The sequence below is a fragment of the Amycolatopsis sp. NPDC005961 genome, from assembly GCF_040629235.1.
GTDB classification, from domain to species: Bacteria; Actinomycetota; Actinomycetes; order Mycobacteriales; family Pseudonocardiaceae; genus Amycolatopsis; species Amycolatopsis camponoti.
In genome coordinates, this window is the sequence record NZ_JBEXVF010000007.1 from 187764 (window position 1) to 208928 (window position 21165).

Genomic DNA, 21165 nt, shown 5'->3' on the forward strand with positions numbered 1-21165 from the left:
TCTCTCTCTGATACTCACCTGTTAGGGTGATAACGGTTTCATTGCATCGCAGCGCGTACTTGACATGCGCGGACGCGGAAAGGACGACGGACGATGGGGCGACACACCCGGGACGACGAGCCCGTGCCGCACCCCCACGACCGTGCCGGGGCGCCGGGCGAGGCCTCGAACTCTCCTCGAAGTGAGGCTTCCGGCGCCTACCCGGTCGCCGGTCAGGGAACCCCGAAGCGCAGTTCGATCTCGGCCGCGTTCGGGATCGCCGGCCGCGGCGCCCCTCGCGGCGACTCCTCGGGCTACTTCGTCTCCGGGGGCGGCGAGCCCGTGGGCCGCGGCGAGGCTTCCGGTTCGTACCCGGCCGTCCGCCGGGGTGAGGCGTCCGGTTCGTACCCCGTTGTGGGCCGCGGCGAGGCTTCCGGGGCCTACCCGGCCGCTGGGCGCGGTGACACTTCCGGCGCCGGCCGTCGCGGTGAAGCGTCTGGCTCTTACCCGGCCGCCGCGCGTGGTGACGCTCCCGGTGTCGGCCGCCGTGGTGAAGCGTCTGGTTCCTACCCCGCCGCCGGGCGTGGTGAAGCTTCCGGCTCGCACCCCGTCGCGGGCCGTGGTGAAGCTCCCACCGGCCGGCGCGGTGAGGCCTCCGGCTCGTACCCGGCCATCGGGCGCGGTGAGACCTCCGGCTCCCAGCCCGCCACAGGCCGCGGCAAGGCTCCCAAGAGCCGCCGCGGTCAGGCCCCCGATTCCTACCCGGCCGCCGGACTCGGTGAGACTTCCGGCTCCCAGCCCGCCGCAGGCCGCCGTGGCGACACCTCCGGCGGCTATCCGGTCGCCGGGCGCGGTGAAGGTTCCGGCTCGCACCCCATCGCCGGTCGCGGCGAAGCTCCCACCGGCCGCCGCGGCGAAGCCTCCGGCTCCTACCCCGTCATCGGGCGCGGTGAGCCCTCCGGCTCCCAGCCCGCCGCGAGTCGCGGCGAAGCTCCCAGCAGCCGCCGAGGCGAAGGTGGCGGCCGCCGCCGGGGGAAGGCCTCTCCCGGCGTCCGGCCGGAAGAGTCCGCCGCCGAGCGGACCGAGGTCATCACCCGGCACGGCGAGGCCTCCGGCGACTACCCGATCACCGCCCGCAGCGAGGCGTCCGGGGCCGTCCGGACCGCCGTCCCGGGCGAAAGCACCAGCTCCCCCCGCACCCTCGAACGCGAAGACGTCACCGGCGACGGCGAAAGCACGTCGCGCCGGGGCCGCCGTCGCGCGGAAGCCGCCGAGGGTGAGCAGACCGGCCGTCGTCGCGTTCCTGGCCGCAGTGACTCCACCGCTCCCGCCGGGAAGAGCGAAGGCACCGGTTCGCACCGGACTCTCGGCAAGGGCGACGCGACCGGGTCGCACCGGATCGTCGGCAAGAAGGCCCCGCGCCGCCGGATCGCCGGGTGGCCGATCGCCTGCGCCGTGCTCGCCGCCCTGATCGGGCTCGGTGTCATCGGCTGGAACTGGGCCGACAGTGAGCTCAACAGCCGTGCCGAGGCGCAGGCCGCCAGCTGTTCCGGTGGCACCTCGCACATGCGGATCATCGTCACCCCGAGCGCGCAGAAGCCCCTCACCGCCGCGGCCGACCGCTGGAACCAGGCCGCGACCGTCGTCCACGGCCAGTGCGTGCACGTGATGATCGAGGCCAAGCCGTCCTCGCAGGTGCTCGACGCGCTGGTCGGCCGCACGAACCTGGACTCCATCGGCGGTCTGCCGGCCGCGTGGCTGCCCGAGTCGACCTACTGGATCAGCGAGCTGACCACGAAGAAACCCGAGATGATCGGCTCCCCCGCCCAGTCGGTCGCGAACGCGCGCTCGGCGGACTACCCGTTCGTCGGGCTGACCGGGAACGGCATCGACGACACCGCGCTCCGCGCGGCCCAGACCTTCCGCGAGTACCTCGAGCAGCCCGCCCAGCAGGCCGACTTCGCCGCCGCCGGGATCAAGGCCTAGACGCGCGTCCCGTTGTCGAGCTCGGCCACCACGGCGAGGTCGTCGTCGGCCAGCTCGAAGTCGAAGATCCCGAAGTTCTCGCGGGTCCGGGTCGTCGTGGCCGAAGCCGCCACGGCGACCGTGTCCGCCTGCAGGTGCCACCGCAGCACGATCTGGGCCGGTGTCTTGCCGTACTTCGCCGCGAGCGCGGTGACCGTCTCGTCGGCCAGCAGGCCGGCGTTGGCGGCGGGGCTCGACGCGGCGGTCACGATGCCGCGCTCGGTGTGGAACTCCCGCAACGGCAGCTGCTGCAGCCACGGGTGCAGCTCGACCTGGTTCAGCACCGGGACCGCGCCGGTGGCGTCGATCAGCCGGCGCAGCTCCGCCACCCCGAACCCGGCGACGCCGACCGCGCGGACGCGGCCATCGGCGCGAAGCCGGCTCGCGGCGCGCCAGGTGTCGGTGAAGGCGCCTTTCGTGCCGTCCAGGAGGCACAGGTCGGCCCGTTCGAGCTGGAGCGCGGCCAGCGCCTGGTCGGCGGCCCGGCGAGCGGCGTCATAGCCCTGGGCGGGCACCTTGAAACTGACGAACAGCTCGTCGCGGGGCACGCCGGCGAGCGCGTCGCCCACCGCCGCCTCGGTCCCCGGCGCGGTGTCGAAGCCGCGGTAGCCGGTGTCGAGGGCGATGCGGACGGCGCGGCCGACTTCGGACACGGTCAGTCCCGCGACACCGAACAGCAGCTGGGGGATGCGGACTCCGTCGGACAGGGCGAGCGAAGGCGGGACGGCCATCTACCGGTGATCCTCACGTCGGATGCTGCGCGGATGTCCTCCATCATTCCACCGACGCGGCCCGCTCGCGCAGATATGCGGCCGTCGCCGGGTCGGCCGGGAAGAACGACTCGATGACCAGCTCCGCGACCGTGACGTCCAGTGGCGTGCCGAACGTGGCCACCGTGCTGAAGAACGTCAGGTCGGTGCCCTCGTGGCGGAACTTCAGCGGCACGAAGATGTCACCCGGTCCAGGGACCTCCACCTCGGGCACCGGCTGGTCGCACGGGTAGCCGCGCAGCTCGTCGAGCAGGCCGGTCAGGCCGGGGTCGGCGGTCTGGTCCACCTGGCGCCGGAGCCGGCCGAGCAGGTGGGCGCGCCACTCCCCCAGGTTGAGGACGTGCGGGGCCATGCCGTCGGGGTGCAGCGTCGCGCGCAGGACGTTGGTGGTCAGCTCGGGCGGGATCCCGGTGACGAAGAGGCCGATGGCAGTGTTGGCGTCGACGAGGTTCCAGTTCCGGTCGACGACGGCGGCCGGGTAGGGATCGTGGCTCGCGAGCAGCTGCCGGACGGCCTGGCGCACGGCGCTCATCTCCGGGTCCCCCAGCGCGTTCTCGGTGTAGGCGGGCGCGAAGCCGGCGGCGAGCAGCAGCCGGTTGCGCTCGCGCAGCGGCACGTCGAGGTGCTCGCCGAGGCGCAGCACCATGTCCCGGCTCGGCTTGGAGCGCCCGGTCTCCACGAAGCTGAGGTGGCGGGTGGAGATGTCCGCCGAGATGGCCAGGTCGAGCTGGCTGATCCGGCGCCGGTCACGCCATTCCCGGAGAAGCTCCCCGACGGGCCGCTGCCGCGCCTGCACCGTAGTCGTCACGCGAGCGACGCTACGGCGATCACCGAGTGGCTGCCATTACTTCCGGGGTAATGGCAGGCGCGACGACGGGTGGCACCAGCCGGCGAGCCGGTCCATCAGGTCGAGGACCTCGTCTTCGGCCGGATCGTCGGTTCCCTCCGGCGCTCCGGCGTCGATGGCGTCACGGGCGCCGTAGCACGCCCGCATCAGCTCGGCGGGCCTGCTCCGCGCTCGTCACGCTGTTCGGATCTTCTTCCACGAGACCGAGTGTCGCGAACCCGGACGGGGAAACGCCACCGCATTACCTGCCGCGTAATCGACGAGCCGCTGCCGCGCCAGCAGAGTGGGTCTCAGCGCAGGACGACGAAAGCCGTTGTCCCCCAACCGAAGGAGCTTCCCATGACCGACGTCCGCACCGTCGTCGAGCAGTACATCGCCGTCTGGAACGAGACCGATGGGGACAAGCGCCGCGCCCTCATCGCCGACGTCTTCACCGACTCCGCCGGCTACACCGACCCGCTCGGGGCCGTCACCGGGCACGACGGGATCGATCAGTTCGTCGGCGGGGCGCAGCAGCAGTTCGCCGGCCTGACCTTCAGCCTGCCCGCCGACCCCGACGCGCACCACGACCTCGCGCGGTTCCAGTGGTACCTCGGCACGCCCGGCGCCGAGCCGGTCGCCATCGGGTTCGACGTCGTCGAACTGCGGGACGGCAAGATCGCGAAGGTGCACGGGTTCCTGGACAAGATGCCGGGCTGAACGAAAAGCGTGCGGGCTCCCCCGGGCAGGGGGAGCCCGCACCGTCAGCTCTTCAGCGCGCCCCGCCAGCGCACGGTCGGGCGCAGCTTGTCCGGGTTCACCCGGTGCTTGTTGGCGCCCACGATGTCGAACATCGACTCGATCAGCGTGTCCGACAGCAGGTGCGGTTCCAGTCCCAGCCCGACCAGCCCGGTGTGCTTGACGTTGTAGTAGTGCTCCGGCGCCTCGCTGCGCGGGTTCTCCAGCTGCTCGATCTGCACCGGCCCGGGGAACCGGTCGGCGACGAGGTCGGCGATGGCGGCCACCGACATGCTCTCGGTCATCTGGTTGAAGACGCGGAACTCCCCCGCCTCGGCCGGGTTCTCCACGGCGAGCCGGATGCATTCGACGGTGTCGCGGATGTCGATCAGGCCGCGCGTCTGGGCGCCCTTGCCGTACACGGTCAGCGGTTGGCCCAGCACCGCCTGGATGACGAACCGGTTCAGCACCGTGCCGAACACCGCGTCGTAGTCGAAGCGGGTCGACAGCCGCGGGTCGAGCGCCGTCTGCGGCGTCCGCTGGCCGTAGACCACGCCCTGGTTGAGGTCCGTCGCGCGCAGCCCCCACGCGCGGCATGTGAATTCGATGTTGTGCGAATCGTGGACCTTCGTCAGGTGGTAGAACGACCCGGGCCGCTTCGGGAACAACACACGATCACGGCGCCCGTTGTGTTCGAGGTCGAGCCAGCCTTCTTCGATGTCGACGTTCGGCGTGCCGTATTCGCCCATCGTGCCCAGCTTGACCAGGTGGATCGACGGATCGATCTCCGCGATCGCGTAGAGCAGGTTCAGGTTCCCGATCACGTTGTTGTGCTGGGTGTACACCGCGTGCTCGCGGTCGATCATCGAGTACGGCGCGGACCGCTGCTCGGCGTAGTGCACGATCGTGTCCGGCGCGAAGTCGCGCACCGCCTCGAACAGGAACTCCGCGTCGAGCAGGTCGCCTTCGTAGCTGCTGATCACGCGCCCGGAGACTTCGTGCCACGCGGCGATGCGGTCGGCCAGGGATTCGATCGGAACGAGGCTTTCGACGCCGAGTTCGGCGTCATAACCGCGGCGGGCGAAATTGTCGAGAACGGCCACCTCGTGGCCTTTGTCCGATAAGTGCAACGCGGTCGGCCAGCCCAGATATCCGTCACCGCCGAGAACCAGCACTCGCATTGTGCCGCCTTTCCTGCTCGTTTACGCCCCCCGACGTTATCGATCACGTGCTGATGAAGACCTGGCAATGAGCTGTGAATCTCCTATGCGTAGGGGACCCGGACGGCGGCGCGACGGGCCCGCGGGGAGGATGGGGGCATGACGACCGTAACCAACGGCGTGCGGCCCCGCACAACGGAGAAGACCCGCCGCCGAGGCTGGGCCCGGCTGGCGCGCGCCGCGGCGACGTCCGTCGCGGCCACGGTCGTCAGCCAGGTCGTGCTGCTCGCGGTGCTCGCCACCGGCGGTGCGGCGGCCCTGGCGAGCACGCTGGCCTGGGCGGCCGGCGCGGTGCTGAACTTCGTGGTCACGCGCCGCTGGGTGTGGGGCCGCACCGGGCGCCCGCGCGTACGCCGCGAACTGCTGCCCTACCTGGCCGTCATCGGCCTCGGCGGCCTCGCGTCGATCGGCCTGACGACCCTGGCCGGCTCACTGCTGACGCCGCTGAACCTGCCGCACGTCTGGTGGGTCGTGCTCGTCGACGGCGCGTACGTGGCCAGTTACGCGCTGGTGTTCGTCGTCAAGTTCACCCTGCTCGACCGGCTCGTGTTCGGCCGCGGCGCAGCACGTACCCCCGCCACCACGTCCCCGTCATGACCCGGGCGTAGTTGGCGCCGTAGACGACGCTGCCGCCCTTCTTGCTCTTGCCCGCCTTGCGCAGCCGCATGCTCATCGGCAGCTCGACGACCCGCGCTCCGCGCGCGGTCACCCCGAGCATCAGCTCCGACGACTGGTACTGCGGCTCGTTGAGCGGAACCGAGCACGCCAGGTCCGCCCGCATCGCCCGGAAGCCGAACGACGTGTCGGTGATCCGCCGCCCGGTCAGCACCGACGCCAGGACCGCGAACACGCGCACGCCCAGCCACCGGACCCGGCTGTCGGCCTCTTCGTGGCCGAGCCGCCGGGACCCGGTGACGAAGTCCGCGGTACCGTCCACGACCGGCCTGACCAGGGCTTCCAGCTCACTGTTGTCGTACTGGCCGTCGGCGTCGGTGGTCACGATGTAGTCGGCGCCGGCGTCGGCCGCGAGGTGGTAGCCCAGGCGCAGCGCGGCGCCCTGGCCGCGGTTGCGGGGCGCGACGCAGACGTACGCGCCGTGCTCCTCGGCGATCGCCGCCGTGTCGTCGGTGCCGCCGTCGACCACGACGAGCACGTCGACGCGCATGCCGAGGCACTCGTCCGGCATCTTCTCCAGGACTTCGCCGATGCCGCCGGCTTCGTTGTAGGCCGCGATGACGACGGTCAGCGGGGCCAGCTCCAGCTCGGGGTGGCGGCCGCGGAAGTCGTCGAGGGCACCGGAGTCGACGTCGTCGGGGAACGCGGCGAGGCGCTTACGGCTGGCCGACGTCAGCGTCGTGAAGCCGAGCGCCCCGGCCAGCGGCAGCAGCACGAGGGCCGGGATCTGGTAGCGCCAGGAAAACTGGAACACGGCCGAGGCGAAGAGCAGGATCAAGCCGCTCGACGCCGCCAGCAGCGCGCCCGCCCGGGCCGGGTCCAGCGGCTTCTTGCGGCGGAAGACCGTCAGCAGCCCCAGCAGCGCGCCGATGCCGAGCACCGCGCCCGGGACGTAACCGCCGCCGAGCTGGTAGTCGCGGAGGAACTGGGCCAGAGGCTGATCGACGCTCGCGACGACGCCGTCGTTCTGCTGCGTGACGAGGTCGATCAGCGACTGGTCGGCCCACTGCGGGTAGGTGAGCTGGAACTGCCACCGGTCCAGGGGGACGTCGGTCGGGTCCTGCTCGCGCGTCCAGGCGAAGCTCTTGGAGAAGTCCTTCAGGATCGCTTCGGCGACGTCGCCGGGCTGCTCCTTCAGGACGTCGATCGCGAACTCGTGCGCGAGCGCGGCCTTGTCCGCACCCGGCGGCAGCGGTCCCGGCCAGTTCGGGTCGAGGTCGGCGTGGGTGTAGTTGTCCACCAGCCGGGTCGCGCGCGGTTCCGTCGGGCAGAACACCTGCAGCTCGGGCGCCAGGTGCAGGTTCGCGCAGTCGGCGACGGCGGCGGTCCGGCCGTAGAGCATGTTCCCGGACGGCCCGGTCAGTCCCCACTTGCCGGTCTCCGAGTGCACCCGCGCCGCGTAAGGCACGAGCACGACCAGCAGTCCCAGCACGCCGGCGCCCGCGCGGCGCCAGCCCGCCCACTGCCGCCACGCTCCCCCGGCGACGACCAGGAACACCAGCAGTGGCAAGCCGACGGAGATCCCGACCAGCCGGGTCAGCACGCCGAAGCCGAGCAGCAGCCCGGCGGCAGCGGCGCGCTTCCAGCCCGGCGTGCCCCAGCCGAGCAGCAGCCAGAGCAGGCCGAGCACGACGGCTTCGAAGACGACCTCGGACATGATGTTCTGCTCGATCTGCAGCTGGTAGGCGTCGAGCAGCACCGGCACCGCGGCGAGCGCGGCGACCCACGGGCGTCCACCGAGGCGCAGCACCAGCCCGTAGATCCCGACCGCGACGAGCAGGCCGCCGACGTGCTGCACGGCCGTGACCCAGGCGAGCCCGCCGACGGCCAGCAGCGGCCGCAACACGAGGTCGTAGCCGATCGGGTCGAGCTGGTCGGCGCGCAGCGCGTGCAGGTTGTCGATGTAGCGGAACGAATCGATGTAGAGCAGCGCGGGCCGGTACGCGAGCCAGGTCAGCACCCGGAGGGCGATCGCCGGGACGAGGAGCAGGAGCAGCAGCCAGTGCCGCCGGAGGAACGCCGTCACGGTGTCGCGTGTGGACGGTCGAGGCCGGAGAAGTACTTCCACGCCGTCGCCAGGCCGTCGGTGAGCGAGACTTCCGGGCGGTACCCGATGGTCTCCGCGCTGGCCGAGACGTCGACGACCACCGCGGGCATCTCCCCCGCCGGCGCCTCGACGTGCTCGACGGGCAGCTCGGCGCCGGTCACTTCGCGCACGGCCTCGACCATCTCCAGCACGGACACCGAGCGCCCGGCGCCGACGATCGCGCGGCCGGTGTGGCCGCTGTCGAAGGCCGAGAGGATCGCGCCGACGACGTCGTCGACGTGCACGAGGTCGCGGCGCTGCCGGCCGTCGCCGTAGATCTTGATCCCGCCGCCGGTGAGCGCGGCGCGCATCATGCGCGGCACGAAACTGTCCTTGTGGGACATTCCCGGGCCGTAGACGTTGGTGAACCGCAACGCACACGTCGTCATGCCGTACGCGCCGGCGTAGCCCGAGAGCAGCATTTCGCACGCGGCTTTCGTGGCGCCGTAGGGCGTCAGCGGCCGCAGCGGCAGGTCCGGGGTGATCGTCGCGGTGCCGACGTCGCCGATCACCGCGTTGGTCGAGGCGAGCAGGAACTTCGGCACCTCGAGACGGCGCGCCAGCTCGAGCAGTTCCTGGGTCACCAGGACGTTGTCGGCGAAGGTGTCCTCAGGCAGCTCGACCGACTTCAGCACTGACGTCAGCGCGGCGAGGTGCACGATCCCGGCGGTCTCGCGCGTCACGGCCTCCTCGCGGACGTCCGCGTCGCGCAGGTCGCCGGTCACCACGCGGACGTCACCGGAGTCGTCCGGGAACGGGACGCGGTCCACGACGGTGACCGGGACGCCCCGGTCGCGGAGGGCGCGCACGACGGCCCGGCCGATGAAGCCACTGCCGCCGGTCACGACCACGGACGTCCGATCAGGATCGTGCGCACTCGACATGGCGTCAACCTACCTCCCGTTCCTGTGCGGGCCCGGCCCGGCGTACGCACTACTGCGTATGGCCGTCGCCCCGGCCGGATTGGTGTCCTTGAGGGGTCATGAAGCATTGGGGAGGAAGGCTCACCATGAAACGACTCTTCACCGTTCCGGCACTGCTGCTCGCCTCGCTCGCCGGGGTACTCACCGTGTCGGCCGCGCCCGCCCAGGCGGCGACGACCGACGTCGGCGTCATCCCGGCGAGCCGGTCGTGCCCGGTCGGGACCGAGGCGATCGTCATCCGGATGGACGACGAGGACTCGGGCAACGCGAACTCGCGCGGCGGGTTCATCGGGGCGGTCAGCAGCACGAGCAACACGGAGATGTTCTTCTGCCGGGTGAACGGCGCCGCGTTCCGCGGGGTCACGCAGTCCGGCTCGTTCCGGCCGTACGCGGTGCTGAAGCTGGGCGCGAACTGCCCGAACGGCTCGCAGGAGTTCTCGCGCCGGTTCGACAACGAGGACGACAGCAACAACAATGCGTTCTCGGGCAACATCTTCCCGAACGTGAGCGACAGCAACACGCTGCTGCGGTTCTGCCTGTTCGCGCCGGGGGTGGCCACGACGACGGCGTTCCCGAACGTCGGCTTCGGCTACCTGGTGTTCTCCGGGGTCGACTCGTCGGGCTTCTTCCACACCGACGACGAAGACGACAGCAACAACAACCAGTACAGCGCGGCGGCCGGGATCAGCAGCATCGCGCAGTCGATGGTCAGCGCCGGCTCGAACACCACGCTGAACGTCCGGATCGCCCGGTAACCACCGGTTCGTATCTCTCTCGGCTCGCCCGGGTCTTTCTTCACCGGACGAGCCGAGGGGGATCACCGGTGGGCAGTGAACTGACGGCGCGGCACCTGGACCGCGCCCTCGAAGTCGTGCGCGAGTTCCGGTCGGCGGGGACGGCGGCCGGGCTCGCCGGGCTCGGCCGGCTGGTCGGCTGCGACTTCGTGTCGTGCACGAGCGCGGAGCACACGACGCGGCGGCTGACCGGTGCGGTCACCGAGCGGCCGGAGGACAACCTGATGCGCCACCCGGAGTTCCGGGCGCAGGTGAGCAGGCACCCGGCGTTCGCGGCGCACCGGAGCGGGCGGCTGCCGCTGGGGACGTCGGCCGCGCTGACCGACCTGGCGGACCTGCGCACGCTGCGGGCACTGCCGCTGTACACGGACTTCTACCGCCCGCGCGGCACGATCGACCAGCTGCTGTGCGTGGTCGAGGTCGACGACCGCGCCGGGCGCATTCTGACGCTCAGCCGGTCACGGCCCGGGTTCTCCTCCCTCGACCGGGCGCTGGTCGACCTGCTCGCGCCGCACCTGGCCCAGGCGCTGGCCCGCGAGGAACGACCGCCGGTCCACCCGGTCGACGCGGCGGCCACGGAACTGCTGACCGCCCGCGAACGGCAGGTGGCGGAAGCCGTGACCCGCGCCGCCTGCGACCGTGAGATCGCCCGCCGCCTCGGCATCAGCCCGCGGACGGTCCAGAAGCACCTGCAGCAGATCTACCGCAAACTCGACCTCACCAGCCGCACCGAGCTGCTGGTCCGGCTGTCCGGCGCCAGCTAGTGAGCGCTAGGCGAACGCCTCCGGCGGTGGGCAGGAGCAGACCAGGGTGCGGTCGCCCGCCGCGCCGTCGATGCGCCGGACGGGCGGCCAGACCTTCGCCGCGCCCGGACCCGCCGGGAACACCGCGACCTCCCGGCTGTACGGCCGGTCCCACTCGCCCGCGACACAGCGCGCCGTGTGCGGGGCCTGCCGCAGCGGCGACTCGTCCAAGGTCCACTCCCCCGCGGCGACGCGGTCGATCTCCGCGCGGATCGCGATCATCGCCGCGCAGAAGCGGTCCAGCTCGGCCAGGTCCTCGCTCTCGGTCGGCTCCACCATCAGCGTGCCCGCGACCGGGAACGACATCGTCGGCGCGTGGAGGCCGTAGTCCGCCAGCCGTTTCGCGACGTCGTCGACCGTCACGCCGGTCGCCTTGGTCAGCGGCCGCAGGTCGAGGACGCACTCGTGGGCGACCAGCCCCTCGTGTCCCGCGTACAGCACCGGGTAGTGCTCCCCGAGCCTCTTCGCGACGTAGTTGGCGTTGGCCACCGCGACGAGCGTCGCCCGGCGCAGGCCGGCCGCGCCCATCATCCGGACGTACGCCCACGAGATCGGCAGGATCGACGCGCTCCCCCACGGCGCCGCGCTCACCGGCCCGACCCCGGTCACCGGGCCGGCCGCCGGCTGCAGCGGGTGGTTCGGCAGGAACGGCGCCAGGTGCGCGCGGACCCCGATCGGCCCGACGCCGGGTCCGCCACCGCCGTGCGGGATGCAGAACGTCTTGTGCAGGTTGAGGTGCGAGACGTCGGCGCCGAACCGGCCGTACTGCGCCACGCCGATCAGGGCGTTGAGGTTGGCGCCGTCGACGTACACCTGCCCGCCCGCGTCGTGCACCAGCGCGCACACCTCGCCGACGGTGTCCTCGTAGACCCCGTGGGTCGACGGGTAGGTGATCATGATCGCGGCCAGGTCGCCGCGATGATCGTCCACAGTGGACCGCAGGTGCGCGAGATCGATGTTCCCGGCGTCGTCGCACCGGACGACGACCACCCGCAGGCCGGCCATGACGGCGCTCGCCGCGTTCGTGCCGTGGGCGCTCGCCGGGATCAGGCAGACGTCGCGCTCGCCCTCGCCGCGCGCACGGTGGTAGGCGCGGATGGCCAGCAGCCCGGCGAACTCGCCCTGGCTGCCCGCGTTCGGTTGCAGGGAAACCGTGTCGTAGCCGTTGATCCGCGCGAGCCACGCGCCGAGGTCGGCGATCACTTCCAGGAGCCCGGCGGCGTCTTCGGCGGGCGCGAACGGGTGCAGCCCGGCGAACTCCGGCCAGCTGATCGGCTCCATCTCGGCGGTGGCGTTGAGCTTCATGGTGCACGAGCCGAGCGGGATCATGCTGCGGTCCAGCGCGACGTCCTTGTCCGCCAGCTGCCGCAGGTAGCGCAGCAGCGCGGTTTCCGAGCGATGGGCGTGGAAGACCGGGTGCGTGAGGAACTCCGTCGTGCGCCGCAGTGGCGCCGGGAGGGCGTCCGCCGTGTCGGCGTCGAGACCATCCACATCGGACACCGAGACGCCGAACGCCTTCCACACGCACGAAAGCCGTTCGCGGGTGGTCGTTTCGTCGCAGGCGACGCCGACGTGGTCGTCGTCGACGAGCCGCAGGTTCACGCCGAGGTCGCGAGCCGCCGCGACGACAGTGTGCGCGCGCCCGGGCACCGCCGCGACGACCGTGTCGAAGAATTCGCCGTGCACGACCTCGACGCCGCCTTCGCAGAGACCGGCGGCGAGCACGGTGGCCATCCGGTGGGCACGCAGCGCGATCCCGCGCAGCCCCTCGGGCCCGTGGTGCACCGCGTACATCGACGCCATCACCGCCAGCAGGACCTGCGCGGTGCAGATGTTCGACGTCGCCTTCTCGCGGCGGATGTGCTGCTCGCGGGTCTGGAGGGCGAGCCGGTACGCGGGCGCGCCGTCGGCGTCCTTCGCGACGCCGACGAGCCGGCCGGGCAGCTGCCGCTCCAGGCCTTTCCGGACGGCGAGGTAGGCGGCGTGCGGACCGCCGAAGCCGAGCGGGACGCCGAACCGCTGGGTGGATCCGACGGCGACGTCGGCACCCAGCTCCCCCGGCGACCGCAGCAGCGTCAGGGCGAGGGGGTCGGCGGCGACGATGACCGCGGCGCCGGCTTTCTTGGCGTCGGCGATCGCGAAGTCGAACTCGCGCACCGCGCCGGAAGCACCCGGGTAGGACAGCAGGACCCCGAAGAAGTCGCCGCCGAGGCCGAGGCCGGTCAGGCCCTGGGTGAGGTCTTCGACGACGAGTTCGATGCCGAGGGGTTCGGCGCGGGTCCGGAGGACGGCGAGGGTCTGCGGCAGGGTGTCCCGGTCGACGACGAACCGGGGTGACGCGGACTTCCCGGCCCGCCGCACCAGCGTCATGGCCTCGGCGGCCGCGGTGGCCTCGTCGAGCATGGAGGCGTTGGCGACGGGCAGCCCGGTGAGGTCGGCGACCATGGTCTGGAAGTTGAGCAGCGCCTCGAGCCGACCTTGCGAAATCTCGGGCTGGTAAGGCGTATAGGCGGTGTACCAGGCGGGATTCTCGAGCACGTTCCGCCGGATGACGGGCGGAGTGACGGTGTCGTGGTACCCGAGCCCGATCATCTGCACCATCGGCCGATTCCGCGCGGCAAGCGCCCGCAGCTCGGCAAGCGCCTGAGCCTCACTGGCAGCGGGCGGCAGCTCGAGCGGCTGAGCAGAGGAGCGAAGCGACTCGGGAACAGCACGCTCGGAGAGCTCATCAAGAGAAGCGACGCCAATGACGTCAAGGATCCGGCGAAGCTCGCCGGGCCCAGGCCCGATGTGCCGCTCGGCAAAAGGAACACCCTGCTCGAGCGAGGCAAGCGACAGGTCCAAGGTGGCCTCCTCCGAACGGCGGTGTCGCACGACCCGACTGTAAACGCGAAGGTAACCACCGCGGGGGTCCGGGGGCGGAGCCCGCCGGGCGGGGTGTGGGGGTTGCACCCCCACAAGACACTCCGGAGCGAGCCGGGTGAGCGCGCAGCGCGAGCGCAGCTCACCCGCGAGCGCGGATCCTCCCCACTCTGTCCGTACCCCGAGGGGCGCCTGAGAGTTTCACCCGAGGTTGAGCCGGGCTTGCACCGTCGGCGGGGCCACCAGGTTGTGTCCTGACGACCCGCTTTCCAGAGGCGTCTAGTCCGCGCGGTCCGGGGTGCCTGAGAGGTTCCGGGGAGGACTTGCTCCTTCGGCGCCGAGCTCGTGGTGTGGCTCGGACTCTCCCGCGCGGATTCGTCGACCGCAGGGAGGATCTTACTCGCCTCCCCGCGGCGATGATCACCCGGTCTTGCGGGCGTTGCGGCGCTGGGTCAGCTCGTCCGGCTCGTGGGTTTCGACGACGCCGCCGTCGGCGCGTTCGGCCGGGAACTCGTGGATGGTGCCGCTGATCTCCTGCATGGCGCCGCTGACCGCGATGCCGAAGACGCCTTGGCCGCCTTGGAGCAGATCGACGATCTCCTCGGGCGAGGTGCATTCGTAGACGGTGGTGCCGTCGGAGAACAGGGTGACGCGGGCGAGGTCGCGGACTCCGCGGAGGCGCAGGTGGTCGACGGCGACCCGGATGTTGTGCAGGGAGACGCCGGTGTCCAGCAGCCGCTTGACGACCTTGAGGACCAGGATGTCCTTGAACGAGTACAGCCGCTGCGAGCCGGAACCGTGCGCCGTGCGGATGCTGGGTGCGACCAGCTTCGTCCGGGCCCAGTAGTCCAGCTGGCGGTAGGTGATCCCGGCGATCTGGCACGCAGCCGGGCCGCGGTATCCCACCAGCTCGTCCGGCAGCGAGTTGTCGGGGAACAGCTCACCCTGCTCGCCAGCCGCGACACCAACAGGCTGCTTCTCGGAACCAGCCTCGACCACGCAAGCCTCCCCTCGCCCGACCTGACGGCCGGCGAATGACAGCCGGACGGTCCCAGGAGTGGGACCCGCCGGAGATCAATTGCCACGGTCCGGCCCCAGACCGTGAATCACACCGTGGCGATTTACCTCCTTCGACGGTAAGCGCCAGGAGAACACCGGTCAACGCGACGCGCGGCAAGCCTCAACGGTCGGATGAGCCTTTGCACCGTTCGCCGTACCCCGGAGGTGGTGGTTCAAACCTCTTGCGGCGTTTTACTCAACCGAGTACATTTTTACTCATGCAAGTAAACACCGACCTCATGGCCGAACTGGGCCTCAGCGTGACGGAGGCGGCGCGCCGCGCCCAGATCATCGGCGCGACCATCGGCGTGATCGCCGACCTCGGCTACCGGAAAGCCACGTTCGCCAAGATCAAGGAACGCGCCGGGCTCAGCAGCACCCGGATGATCTCGTACCACTTCACGAACAAGGCCGGCCTGATGCAGTCCGTGCTGAGCACGGTGGTCGAGACGAAGAACGAGTTCCTGAAGGAGCGCACCGGCGGCGCGCTGGACCCGGCGGACCGGCCCGGTTACCTGCGGGCCCACATCGAGACGTCGATCGCGTTCCTGCGCGCGTACCCCCAGTGCGTCCGGGTCCTGACCGAGCTGGCGGCCAACGCCGACGACGCCGACGGCTGGGTGATGACGAAGGTCCTGGTCGACGACATGCGGGTGCACGGGCTGGCCCGCCAGCTCAAGCAGGGTCAGGCGGAGGGGGTGTTCGGCGACTTCACGCCGGAGGTGATGGCGATGTCCATCGCGCAGGCGATCGACGGGGTGGCCGCGGCCCACGCGGCGGACCCGTCGCTCGATCTGGAGAAGTACGCCCGCGAGGTCGCGGACGCGTTCGTCAAAGCGACGGCGCCTTGAGGGCCCGGTCGAGCCGCTCTTCGATGCGGGCCTTCGGGAACGCGCCGACGATCGTCTCGACCGGCTCGCCGCCCGAGAACAGGATCATCGTGGGCAGGGACATGACCTGGTAGGAGCGCATGGTCTCCGGGTTCTCGTCCGCGTTGATCTTGCGGACGGCGAGCTTCCCGGCCCGCTCGCCGGCCAGCTGCGCGAGCACCGGGCCGACCATCCGGCACGGCCCGCACCAGGTGGCCCAGAACTCGACCAGCACCGGGACGTCGCTGCCGAGCACTTCGGGGAACGTGGCGTCGGTGACTTCGGTGACCGTGGCGTTTTCGGACATGGCGGGCTCCTTCACGGGCGCGGGGAATCGGGCACGACACACGGATCGGGCGCCTGCCGGGCCAGGGCGGTGGCGAGCTTCCCGGCCAGTTCGGCGCGGATGCCGCCGAGGCGGGCCAGCAAGGCGTCGGCTTCTTCGAGCTTGCGGCGGTAGACCTCGATCGACGTCAGGCAGGAGTCGCCGGTCTCGTGACCGCTGCGGAGGCAGTCGACGAAGGGGCGGGTCTCGTCGAGGGTCAGGCCGATCGTCTGCAGGGTCTGGATCTCCCGGACCAGCTGCAGGTCGTCCTCGTCGTACTCGCGGTAGCCGTTCGCCGAGCGACGGGCCGCCAGCAGGCCCTGGGCCTCGTAAAAACGAAGCGCACGGGTGGTGACACCCGTGCGCCGCGCAAGCTCTCCGATCCGCATACCCCGACGCTAGACGTTGACGTCCGCGTCAAGGCAAGTCCTACGTGTCGGCTCCCCGGAAGTCCTCGGGCGACACGGAGTCGAGGAACTCGCGGAACTTCTCGACCTCGTCCTCCTGCTCGTCCGGGATGATCAGGCCCGCCTCTTCCAGCACCGCGTCCACGGCGTGGATGGGGACACCGATCCGCAGGGCCAGCGCGACCGAGTCGCTCGGCCGGGCGGAGACCCGGATGTCGCCGTCGAAGACGAGCTCCGCGAAGAACGTGCCTTCCTTGAGGTCGGTGATGACGACCTGCTCGAGCTCCCGGCCGAGCGCCCCGATGACCTCTTTCAGCAGGTCATGCGTGAGCGGACGGGCCGGCCGGACTCCCTGTTGCTCCAAGGCGATGGCGGTCGCTTCGACCGAGCCGATCCAGATCGGCAGGTACCGTTCACCCTCGGTCTCCCGCAGCAGCAAGATCGGCTGATTCGCGGGCAGCTCGACCCGCACACCGACGACGCGCATCTCGCTCATCGGGCTTCGCCTCCCTCTCGTGCACACGGGCCCAGACGCTGGAACGGCCCGGCGCCAACACTGCCGACGCTACCCGTCATCCCTGCGCTGTGCTCGCTGTCGAGACTATCTCGGTTCGCCTGCCGCAAACCCTTGCCTTCACGGTACGGCATGCGGTGCCGAACATTCAGTCATTGACATGGGGCCGCAAAGAGGATCTCAGCGGCCCGTCGGGGATCAACACCCCGCGACGCCGCGGATTCCCGCCTTGACGAGGAGCGTGTGGAGGGTCACGGACAGTGCCGCGAGCTCTCGCACGACCTCGTCGGCCCTCGACTTGGCTTCCGGGTCACGGTGCCGATACACCGGGGTCACGATCTGCTCCAGCAACCCGACCTCGCGGTCGGCCGCGGCGCGGAAGGCACGCAGATGTCTCGGCTCGATACCGAATTCGGTCATCGCCTTCACCGTCCGCGCGACGAGCACCGCGTCCGGGTCGAAGAACCCGGCGGGACCGGGCCGGACCAGGCCGTACTGCTGCAGCTCGGTCAGCGCGGCCGCGTCGATGCCGGCCTGCTCCAGGAGCTCCTCCTGGGTCAGGCGCAGCTCCTTGCCGGTGGCGAAGTCCGCCGCCTCCGGCAGGCCGACGTTCTCCGCCGGGGCGTCGATCGGCACCAGCCGGCGCGGCGGGCGGGGCAGGGCCGCGACGGGCCCGGCACCCGAGTCCATCGCGTCCAGCTGCTCCTTGATGACCTTCAACGGGAGGTAGTGGTCCCGCTGGGCGGCCAGGACGAACCGCAGGCGCTCCACGTCCGCCACGGCGAACTGCCGGTACCCCGAAGCCGTCCGGCCCGGCTGGACCAGGCCTTCCGCTTCGAGGAACCGGATCTTGGAGATGGTGACATCGGGGAAGTCCTGGCGCAGCTGCGCCAGAACGGCCCCGATGCTCAGTCCGTGGTTCTGTGGCCGCCCGGCCGCCGTCACTGCGCCCCCTGGCCCCCGTGACCCGGGCCGGTCAGGAAGACCAGGCGGAACTTCCCGATCTGCACCTCGTCGCCCCCCGCGAGGACGGCCTGGTCGACCGGCTCGCGGTTGACGTAGGTGCCGTTGAGGCTGCCGACGTCGATGACGACGAACTCGCCGCCCTCACGCCGGAACTCGGCGTGCCGGCGGGAGACCGTGACGTCGTCCAGGAAGATGTCGCTGTCCGGGTGCCGACCGGCGCTGGTGGTGTCGCGGTCGAGCAGGAACCGCGAACCCGCGTTGGGCCCGCGCTTCACGACCAGCAGCGCCGACCCCGCCGGCAGCGCGTCGACACCCTGGACCGGCGCCTCCGCGGCGGGGGCGGGCTCGTGGCCTTCGACTTCGGCCAGGAAGTCGGCCCGGAAGACAGAGGTCCGCTCCGGAGACTGCTCCGGGGGAACGCCGCCGGGCCCGTCGTTCGTGCTCACCTGAGCTCTCCTCCACACATGCTGTGTTGCCTAGTACTCAAGAACGTGTAGCTGCCAACGTACCGTGCCTGATCGATTCTCCGAGCCCCGGCTCCCCGAACCGGCGCAGTGCCGGTCCGGCCGGGTTCAGCCCTTGGTCAGGGCGTCGTAGGCCTCGGCTTCGAGCAGGGCTTCGAGCCCCGCGGGGTCGTCGAGCCGGATCTCGATCAGCCAGCCCTCGCCGTAGGGGTCGCTGTTGATCAGCTCGGGCGAGTCGGCGACGGCGTCGTTGATCGAGACGATCTCGCCGTCGACCGGCGCGAACAGCTCGGACACGCTCTTCGTCGACTCGACCTCGCCGAAGACGTCGCCCGCGCTCACCTGGCGGCCGACCTCCGGCAGGTCGACGAACACGACGTCGCCGAGCTGGTCCTGCGCGTACTCGGTGATGCCGATGCGGACGAGGGTGTCCTCGCCGCGGGTGGCGACCCACTCGTGTTCCTCGGTGTAGCGAAGCTCTTCAGGAGCGGACACCGCCGGTCCCCTTTCATGCCCTCACTGGCGAAAACGTGCTGGGCGAAGTCTTACACCCACACGGCGCAGCGCCGGGCACGGCCCGGGGAAAACCGTCGCGCTCAGTCGTCGCGCGCGCCACGCAGGGCGTTACGCGCCTGGACGACGTACAAGACGCCGGACCAGACGTAGAGGACGCCGCCCCAGATCGTGAACGCGTAGCCGATCGGACGGGCGACCGCGGCGACGTCGGAGCCACCCTGCGCGAGCAGCAGGAACGGGAACGCGTACATCAGCACGAAGGTCGCGCCCTTGCCGATGTAGGTCACCTCCGGTGGTGCGAAGCCGCGGCGGCGCAGCGTCAGGACGCAGACGCCGAGGACGGCTTCGCGCACCAGGAGCGGGACCACGACCCACCACGGGATGATCTCGCGGACCAGGAACGCGATGAGCGTGGCGAGGATGTAGAGGCGGTCGGCCGCCGGGTCGAGCAGCTGGCCCAGCCGGGACATCTGGTTGAGCCAGCGGGCCAGCTTGCCGTCGAGCCAGTCGGTCAGCGCGCTGAAGACCAGCAGCGCGAGCGCCCAGCCGTCCTCCTTCGGCCCCAGCAGCAGCCACAGGAACACCGGCACGCCGGCGAGCCGGAGCAGCGACAGCATGTTGGGGACGTTGAAGGCCTGCCTCAGCAGGGACGGCTCGGCGGCGCTCGCCTGCGCGGCCGGTTCGGGTGCGGCTGTGCTCACCCGGCCAGCGTAGTCAGCACGCGCGGCGGCGGCTCCAGCCGCGTCGCTGCAGTTCGGCGCTGCTCAGCGCCTCGGGGCGGCCCCGGTAGTCGGTGCCCATCCAGCGGGCGCGGCCGGGCCGCGCCTCGAGGACGTAGGGCCGTCCGCCGCACCAGACGACGGTGCTGGGGACGGTCGGGGGGCCGGACGGGCCGGCGGTCTCGTCGGTGCTGGTTTCGGGGCTGGTCGCAGCGTCGGCGTTCATCGCTCTCACGGGCTCGGTACGGGTATCGGGGACGGGAAGCTCTTCGGCCTCCACCAAGATCTTCGGCTCGCGGGGCCGGGATGTTAACCGCCTCGGCCCGAATTAGACCGATCGATTCTTGATGACAGCGGGAGGTTTCGGAGCGTGAACGGAATGTTAACCGTCCATTGTGGACGGTCTTTCGGTGGCCACCGCGCCGGGCCGCCACCCGGCTGGAGTAATCTGCGGCACACCTGTGGGCGAGTCGGTCCACGGGTCCCCGGCCCGGATGGGCCAGGATGACCGGGCCGGCCCGACCGGGGGAGGAAAGATCGCGGTGTCCCACCCGACCACCACGAGGACGTGGCGGCCGTTGCTCGCCGCCTGCCTCGCCGTGCCCGCGCTCGCGGCCTGCTCCGGCGAGCCGGCCGCTCAGGCACCGCCGCCGTCCGCGCCCCCGGCGACCACCTCGTCCGCGCCGTCGTCCACCGGCACGCCTCCCCCGCCGCCCGCCGAGGGCAGCCCGTCCGCGCCCCCGCCGGCTTCGAAGCCGTCCGGGGCGCCGCCGACGGTGCCCGGGGCGTGCGGCACCGTGACCGCGGCCAGCGGGCTGACGCTCTACGTGTTCGACAGCGGCTCCGCCGGCGTCAGCTGCGTCGCGGCGACGAAGCTCGTCGGCGACTTCCACCGCAAGATCGCCGGGCGCCAGGGCGCCGGCTCGAACGACGCGGTGAACGAGACCGTCGACGGCTGGCTGTGCACGTCCGGACCGCCGGCCGCGCAAGGCGGCACCACCTGCACGAAGGGCGAGCAGACGGTCTTCGCCGCCGTCGTGCCGTCCGAGTGATCCCTCCCGATCCGTTTCCGCTCCTGAAGGGCCCATGAAGACATTCGCGTACCCCCTGCTGCTCGTCGCCGCGGCCGCCGTGCTGGCCGGCTGCGGCGGCGACCCGGCGCCCGCGGCGCCGTCCTCCGCCGAGCCCGCTCCCGTCCCCGCCGCGGCCGCGGCGGCCGGGTCGACGGCACCGGGCGTGCCGTGCGGCGACGTCACCGGCACGGGCGGCGCGAAGACGGCCGTCGTGGCGCACGGCCAGGTCGACTGCGCCGCGGCGACGAAGCTGCTGACGGACTACTTCGCGAAGCTGACCCCGGCCGAAGCGGCGTCGGCCGACGGCCCGGGGCCGGTCGTCCTCGACGAGTGGACGTGCGGGAGCGGCCCGAACGACCCGGTGACGGCGTGCTCGACCGAGGACGGCCGCCAGGTCGAGGGCACCCGCGCCTGACGACCGCCCCGAGCGCCCCGAGCGCCCCAAGGCCGCCTCGGGGCCCAGCGAGTTTCCGGCCACGGCGAAGCGCGGCAGCCCCAGGGCGGTCATGAAGCGCGCGACCGTCCCGGCGTAGGTCCGGACGCGGTAGTCGC

At 71.4% G+C, this 21165-nt stretch carries 24 protein-coding genes and 1 riboswitch; of the genes, 8 read left to right on the forward strand and 16 right to left on the reverse strand.

What is annotated here, in order from left to right; translation table 11 throughout:
• Nucleotides 1–93: 93 nt before the first annotated feature.
• Nucleotides 94–1965 (forward strand): hypothetical protein, encoded by a 1872-nt coding sequence (locus ABZ342_RS09250; RefSeq protein WP_360470598.1) that lies wholly within the window; start codon nucleotides 94–96, stop codon nucleotides 1963–1965.
• Here ABZ342_RS09250 and ABZ342_RS09255 read toward each other — a convergent pair.
• From ABZ342_RS09255 to ABZ342_RS09265, 3 genes are read right to left on the reverse strand one after another with little or no spacing between them, the layout of a single operon-like run.
• Nucleotides 1962–2735: an aldo/keto reductase gene (locus ABZ342_RS09255; protein WP_360470600.1), complete on the reverse strand. Its 774-nt coding sequence runs from the start codon at nucleotides 2733–2735 to the stop codon at nucleotides 1962–1964. The genes ABZ342_RS09250 and ABZ342_RS09255 overlap by 4 nt on opposite strands.
• Nucleotides 2736–2778: 43 nt before the next feature.
• Nucleotides 2779–3582, reverse strand: a complete 804-nt coding sequence (locus ABZ342_RS09260) for a helix-turn-helix transcriptional regulator (protein WP_360470603.1) — start codon at nucleotides 3580–3582, stop codon at nucleotides 2779–2781.
• A gap of 36 nt (nucleotides 3583–3618) precedes the next feature.
• Nucleotides 3619–3768, reverse strand: coding sequence for a hypothetical protein (locus ABZ342_RS09265; protein WP_360470606.1), 150 nt, complete (start codon nucleotides 3766–3768; stop codon nucleotides 3619–3621).
• 192 nt (nucleotides 3769–3960) lie between these two features.
• Between ABZ342_RS09265 and ABZ342_RS09270 the strand changes: the two genes are divergently transcribed.
• Complete coding sequence (locus ABZ342_RS09270; RefSeq protein WP_360470608.1) at nucleotides 3961–4320, forward strand: nuclear transport factor 2 family protein; 360 nt, start codon at nucleotides 3961–3963, stop codon at nucleotides 4318–4320.
• Between the two features lie 44 nt (nucleotides 4321–4364).
• Here the strand turns inward: ABZ342_RS09270 and ABZ342_RS09275 are convergent, their stop codons facing one another.
• Nucleotides 4365–5519, reverse strand: a complete 1155-nt coding sequence (locus tag ABZ342_RS09275; RefSeq protein ID WP_155549894.1) for an NAD-dependent epimerase/dehydratase family protein — start codon at nucleotides 5517–5519, stop codon at nucleotides 4365–4367.
• 138 nt (nucleotides 5520–5657) lie between these two features.
• Here ABZ342_RS09275 and ABZ342_RS09280 point away from each other — a divergent pair, with 138 nt between their 5' ends.
• On the forward strand, nucleotides 5658–6155 hold the full coding sequence (locus tag ABZ342_RS09280; RefSeq protein WP_360470612.1) for a GtrA family protein: 498 nt from the start codon (nucleotides 5658–5660) through the stop codon (nucleotides 6153–6155).
• Here the strand turns inward: ABZ342_RS09280 and ABZ342_RS09285 are convergent.
• Nucleotides 6085–8259 (reverse strand): glycosyltransferase family 2 protein, encoded by a 2175-nt coding sequence (locus tag ABZ342_RS09285; protein ID WP_360470615.1) that lies wholly within the window; start codon nucleotides 8257–8259, stop codon nucleotides 6085–6087. The two genes, ABZ342_RS09280 and ABZ342_RS09285, sit on opposite strands and share 71 nt — an antisense overlap.
• A complete protein-coding gene (locus ABZ342_RS09290) occupies nucleotides 8256–9203 on the reverse strand; it encodes an NAD-dependent epimerase/dehydratase family protein (protein WP_360470617.1) in 948 nt (315 codons plus the stop codon). The genes ABZ342_RS09285 and ABZ342_RS09290 overlap by 4 nt, the downstream gene beginning before the upstream one ends.
• A 125-nt stretch (nucleotides 9204–9328) precedes the next feature.
• On the opposite strand from ABZ342_RS09290, the gene ABZ342_RS09295 reads away from it, so the two are divergent.
• Both ABZ342_RS09295 and ABZ342_RS09300 read left to right on the forward strand, forming a co-directional pair.
• Nucleotides 9329–9997 carry a hypothetical protein gene (locus ABZ342_RS09295; RefSeq protein WP_360470620.1) on the forward strand — a complete coding sequence of 223 codons (669 nt, stop codon included), beginning with the start codon at nucleotides 9329–9331 and terminating at the stop codon, nucleotides 9995–9997.
• Between the two features lie 68 nt (nucleotides 9998–10065).
• Entirely contained in the window at nucleotides 10066–10800 is a 735-nt protein-coding gene (locus tag ABZ342_RS09300; protein WP_360470622.1) for a LuxR C-terminal-related transcriptional regulator, read from the forward strand.
• A 6-nt stretch (nucleotides 10801–10806) separates the two neighbouring features.
• On the opposite strand, the gene gcvP is transcribed toward ABZ342_RS09300, so the two are convergent.
• Both gcvP and ABZ342_RS09310 read right to left on the reverse strand, forming a co-directional pair.
• The gene (gcvP, locus tag ABZ342_RS09305) at nucleotides 10807–13683 is read right to left on the reverse strand and encodes an aminomethyl-transferring glycine dehydrogenase (protein WP_360470625.1); all 2877 of its coding nucleotides are present in this window, start codon (nucleotides 13681–13683) and stop codon (nucleotides 10807–10809) included.
• Nucleotides 13684–13980: 297 nt separating this feature from the next.
• Nucleotides 13981–14079: riboswitch (glycine riboswitch) on the reverse strand.
• A gap of 42 nt (nucleotides 14080–14121) precedes the next feature.
• Complete coding sequence (locus ABZ342_RS09310; RefSeq protein ID WP_360470628.1) at nucleotides 14122–14700, reverse strand: MerR family transcriptional regulator; 579 nt, start codon at nucleotides 14698–14700, stop codon at nucleotides 14122–14124.
• Nucleotides 14701–14978: 278 nt separating this feature from the next.
• Between ABZ342_RS09310 and ABZ342_RS09315 the strand changes: the two genes are divergently transcribed.
• Entirely contained in the window at nucleotides 14979–15611 is a 633-nt protein-coding gene (locus ABZ342_RS09315; protein WP_360470630.1) for a TetR/AcrR family transcriptional regulator, read from the forward strand.
• Here the strand turns inward: ABZ342_RS09315 and trxA are convergent.
• The 8 genes from trxA to ABZ342_RS09355 all read right to left on the reverse strand — a co-directional run bounded on the left by trxA (nucleotide 15592) and on the right by ABZ342_RS09355 (nucleotide 19766).
• Nucleotides 15592–15936, reverse strand: coding sequence for a thioredoxin (gene trxA, locus ABZ342_RS09320; protein WP_360470633.1), 345 nt, complete (start codon nucleotides 15934–15936; stop codon nucleotides 15592–15594). The genes ABZ342_RS09315 and trxA overlap by 20 nt on opposite strands.
• Nucleotides 15937–15947: 11 nt before the next feature.
• A complete protein-coding gene (locus ABZ342_RS09325; RefSeq protein WP_360470637.1) occupies nucleotides 15948–16343 on the reverse strand; it encodes a MerR family transcriptional regulator in 396 nt (131 codons plus the stop codon).
• A 40-nt stretch (nucleotides 16344–16383) separates the two neighbouring features.
• Entirely contained in the window at nucleotides 16384–16857 is a 474-nt protein-coding gene (locus ABZ342_RS09330; RefSeq protein WP_009078856.1) for a bifunctional nuclease family protein, read from the reverse strand.
• Between the two features lie 216 nt (nucleotides 16858–17073).
• On the reverse strand, nucleotides 17074–17820 hold the full coding sequence (locus tag ABZ342_RS09335) for a MerR family transcriptional regulator (protein ID WP_196425966.1): 747 nt from the start codon (nucleotides 17818–17820) through the stop codon (nucleotides 17074–17076).
• Nucleotides 17817–18287, reverse strand: coding sequence for a glycogen accumulation regulator GarA (gene garA, locus ABZ342_RS09340; RefSeq protein WP_086864865.1), 471 nt, complete (start codon nucleotides 18285–18287; stop codon nucleotides 17817–17819). The genes ABZ342_RS09335 and garA overlap by 4 nt, the downstream gene beginning before the upstream one ends.
• A gap of 126 nt (nucleotides 18288–18413) precedes the next feature.
• Complete coding sequence (gcvH, locus tag ABZ342_RS09345; protein ID WP_155549883.1) at nucleotides 18414–18800, reverse strand: glycine cleavage system protein GcvH; 387 nt, start codon at nucleotides 18798–18800, stop codon at nucleotides 18414–18416.
• Between the two features lie 101 nt (nucleotides 18801–18901).
• A complete protein-coding gene (locus ABZ342_RS09350) occupies nucleotides 18902–19522 on the reverse strand; it encodes a CDP-alcohol phosphatidyltransferase family protein (RefSeq protein WP_360470642.1) in 621 nt (206 codons plus the stop codon).
• A 13-nt stretch (nucleotides 19523–19535) separates the two neighbouring features.
• On the reverse strand, nucleotides 19536–19766 hold the full coding sequence (locus tag ABZ342_RS09355; RefSeq protein WP_155549881.1) for a hypothetical protein: 231 nt from the start codon (nucleotides 19764–19766) through the stop codon (nucleotides 19536–19538).
• Between the two features lie 316 nt (nucleotides 19767–20082).
• Between ABZ342_RS09355 and ABZ342_RS09360 the strand changes: the two genes are divergently transcribed.
• A complete protein-coding gene (locus ABZ342_RS09360; RefSeq protein ID WP_360470645.1) occupies nucleotides 20083–20592 on the forward strand; it encodes a hypothetical protein in 510 nt (169 codons plus the stop codon).
• A 34-nt stretch (nucleotides 20593–20626) separates the two neighbouring features.
• The gene (locus ABZ342_RS09365) at nucleotides 20627–21028 is read left to right on the forward strand and encodes a hypothetical protein (protein ID WP_360470647.1); all 402 of its coding nucleotides are present in this window, start codon (nucleotides 20627–20629) and stop codon (nucleotides 21026–21028) included.
• Nucleotides 21029–21165: the final 137 nt, after the last annotated feature.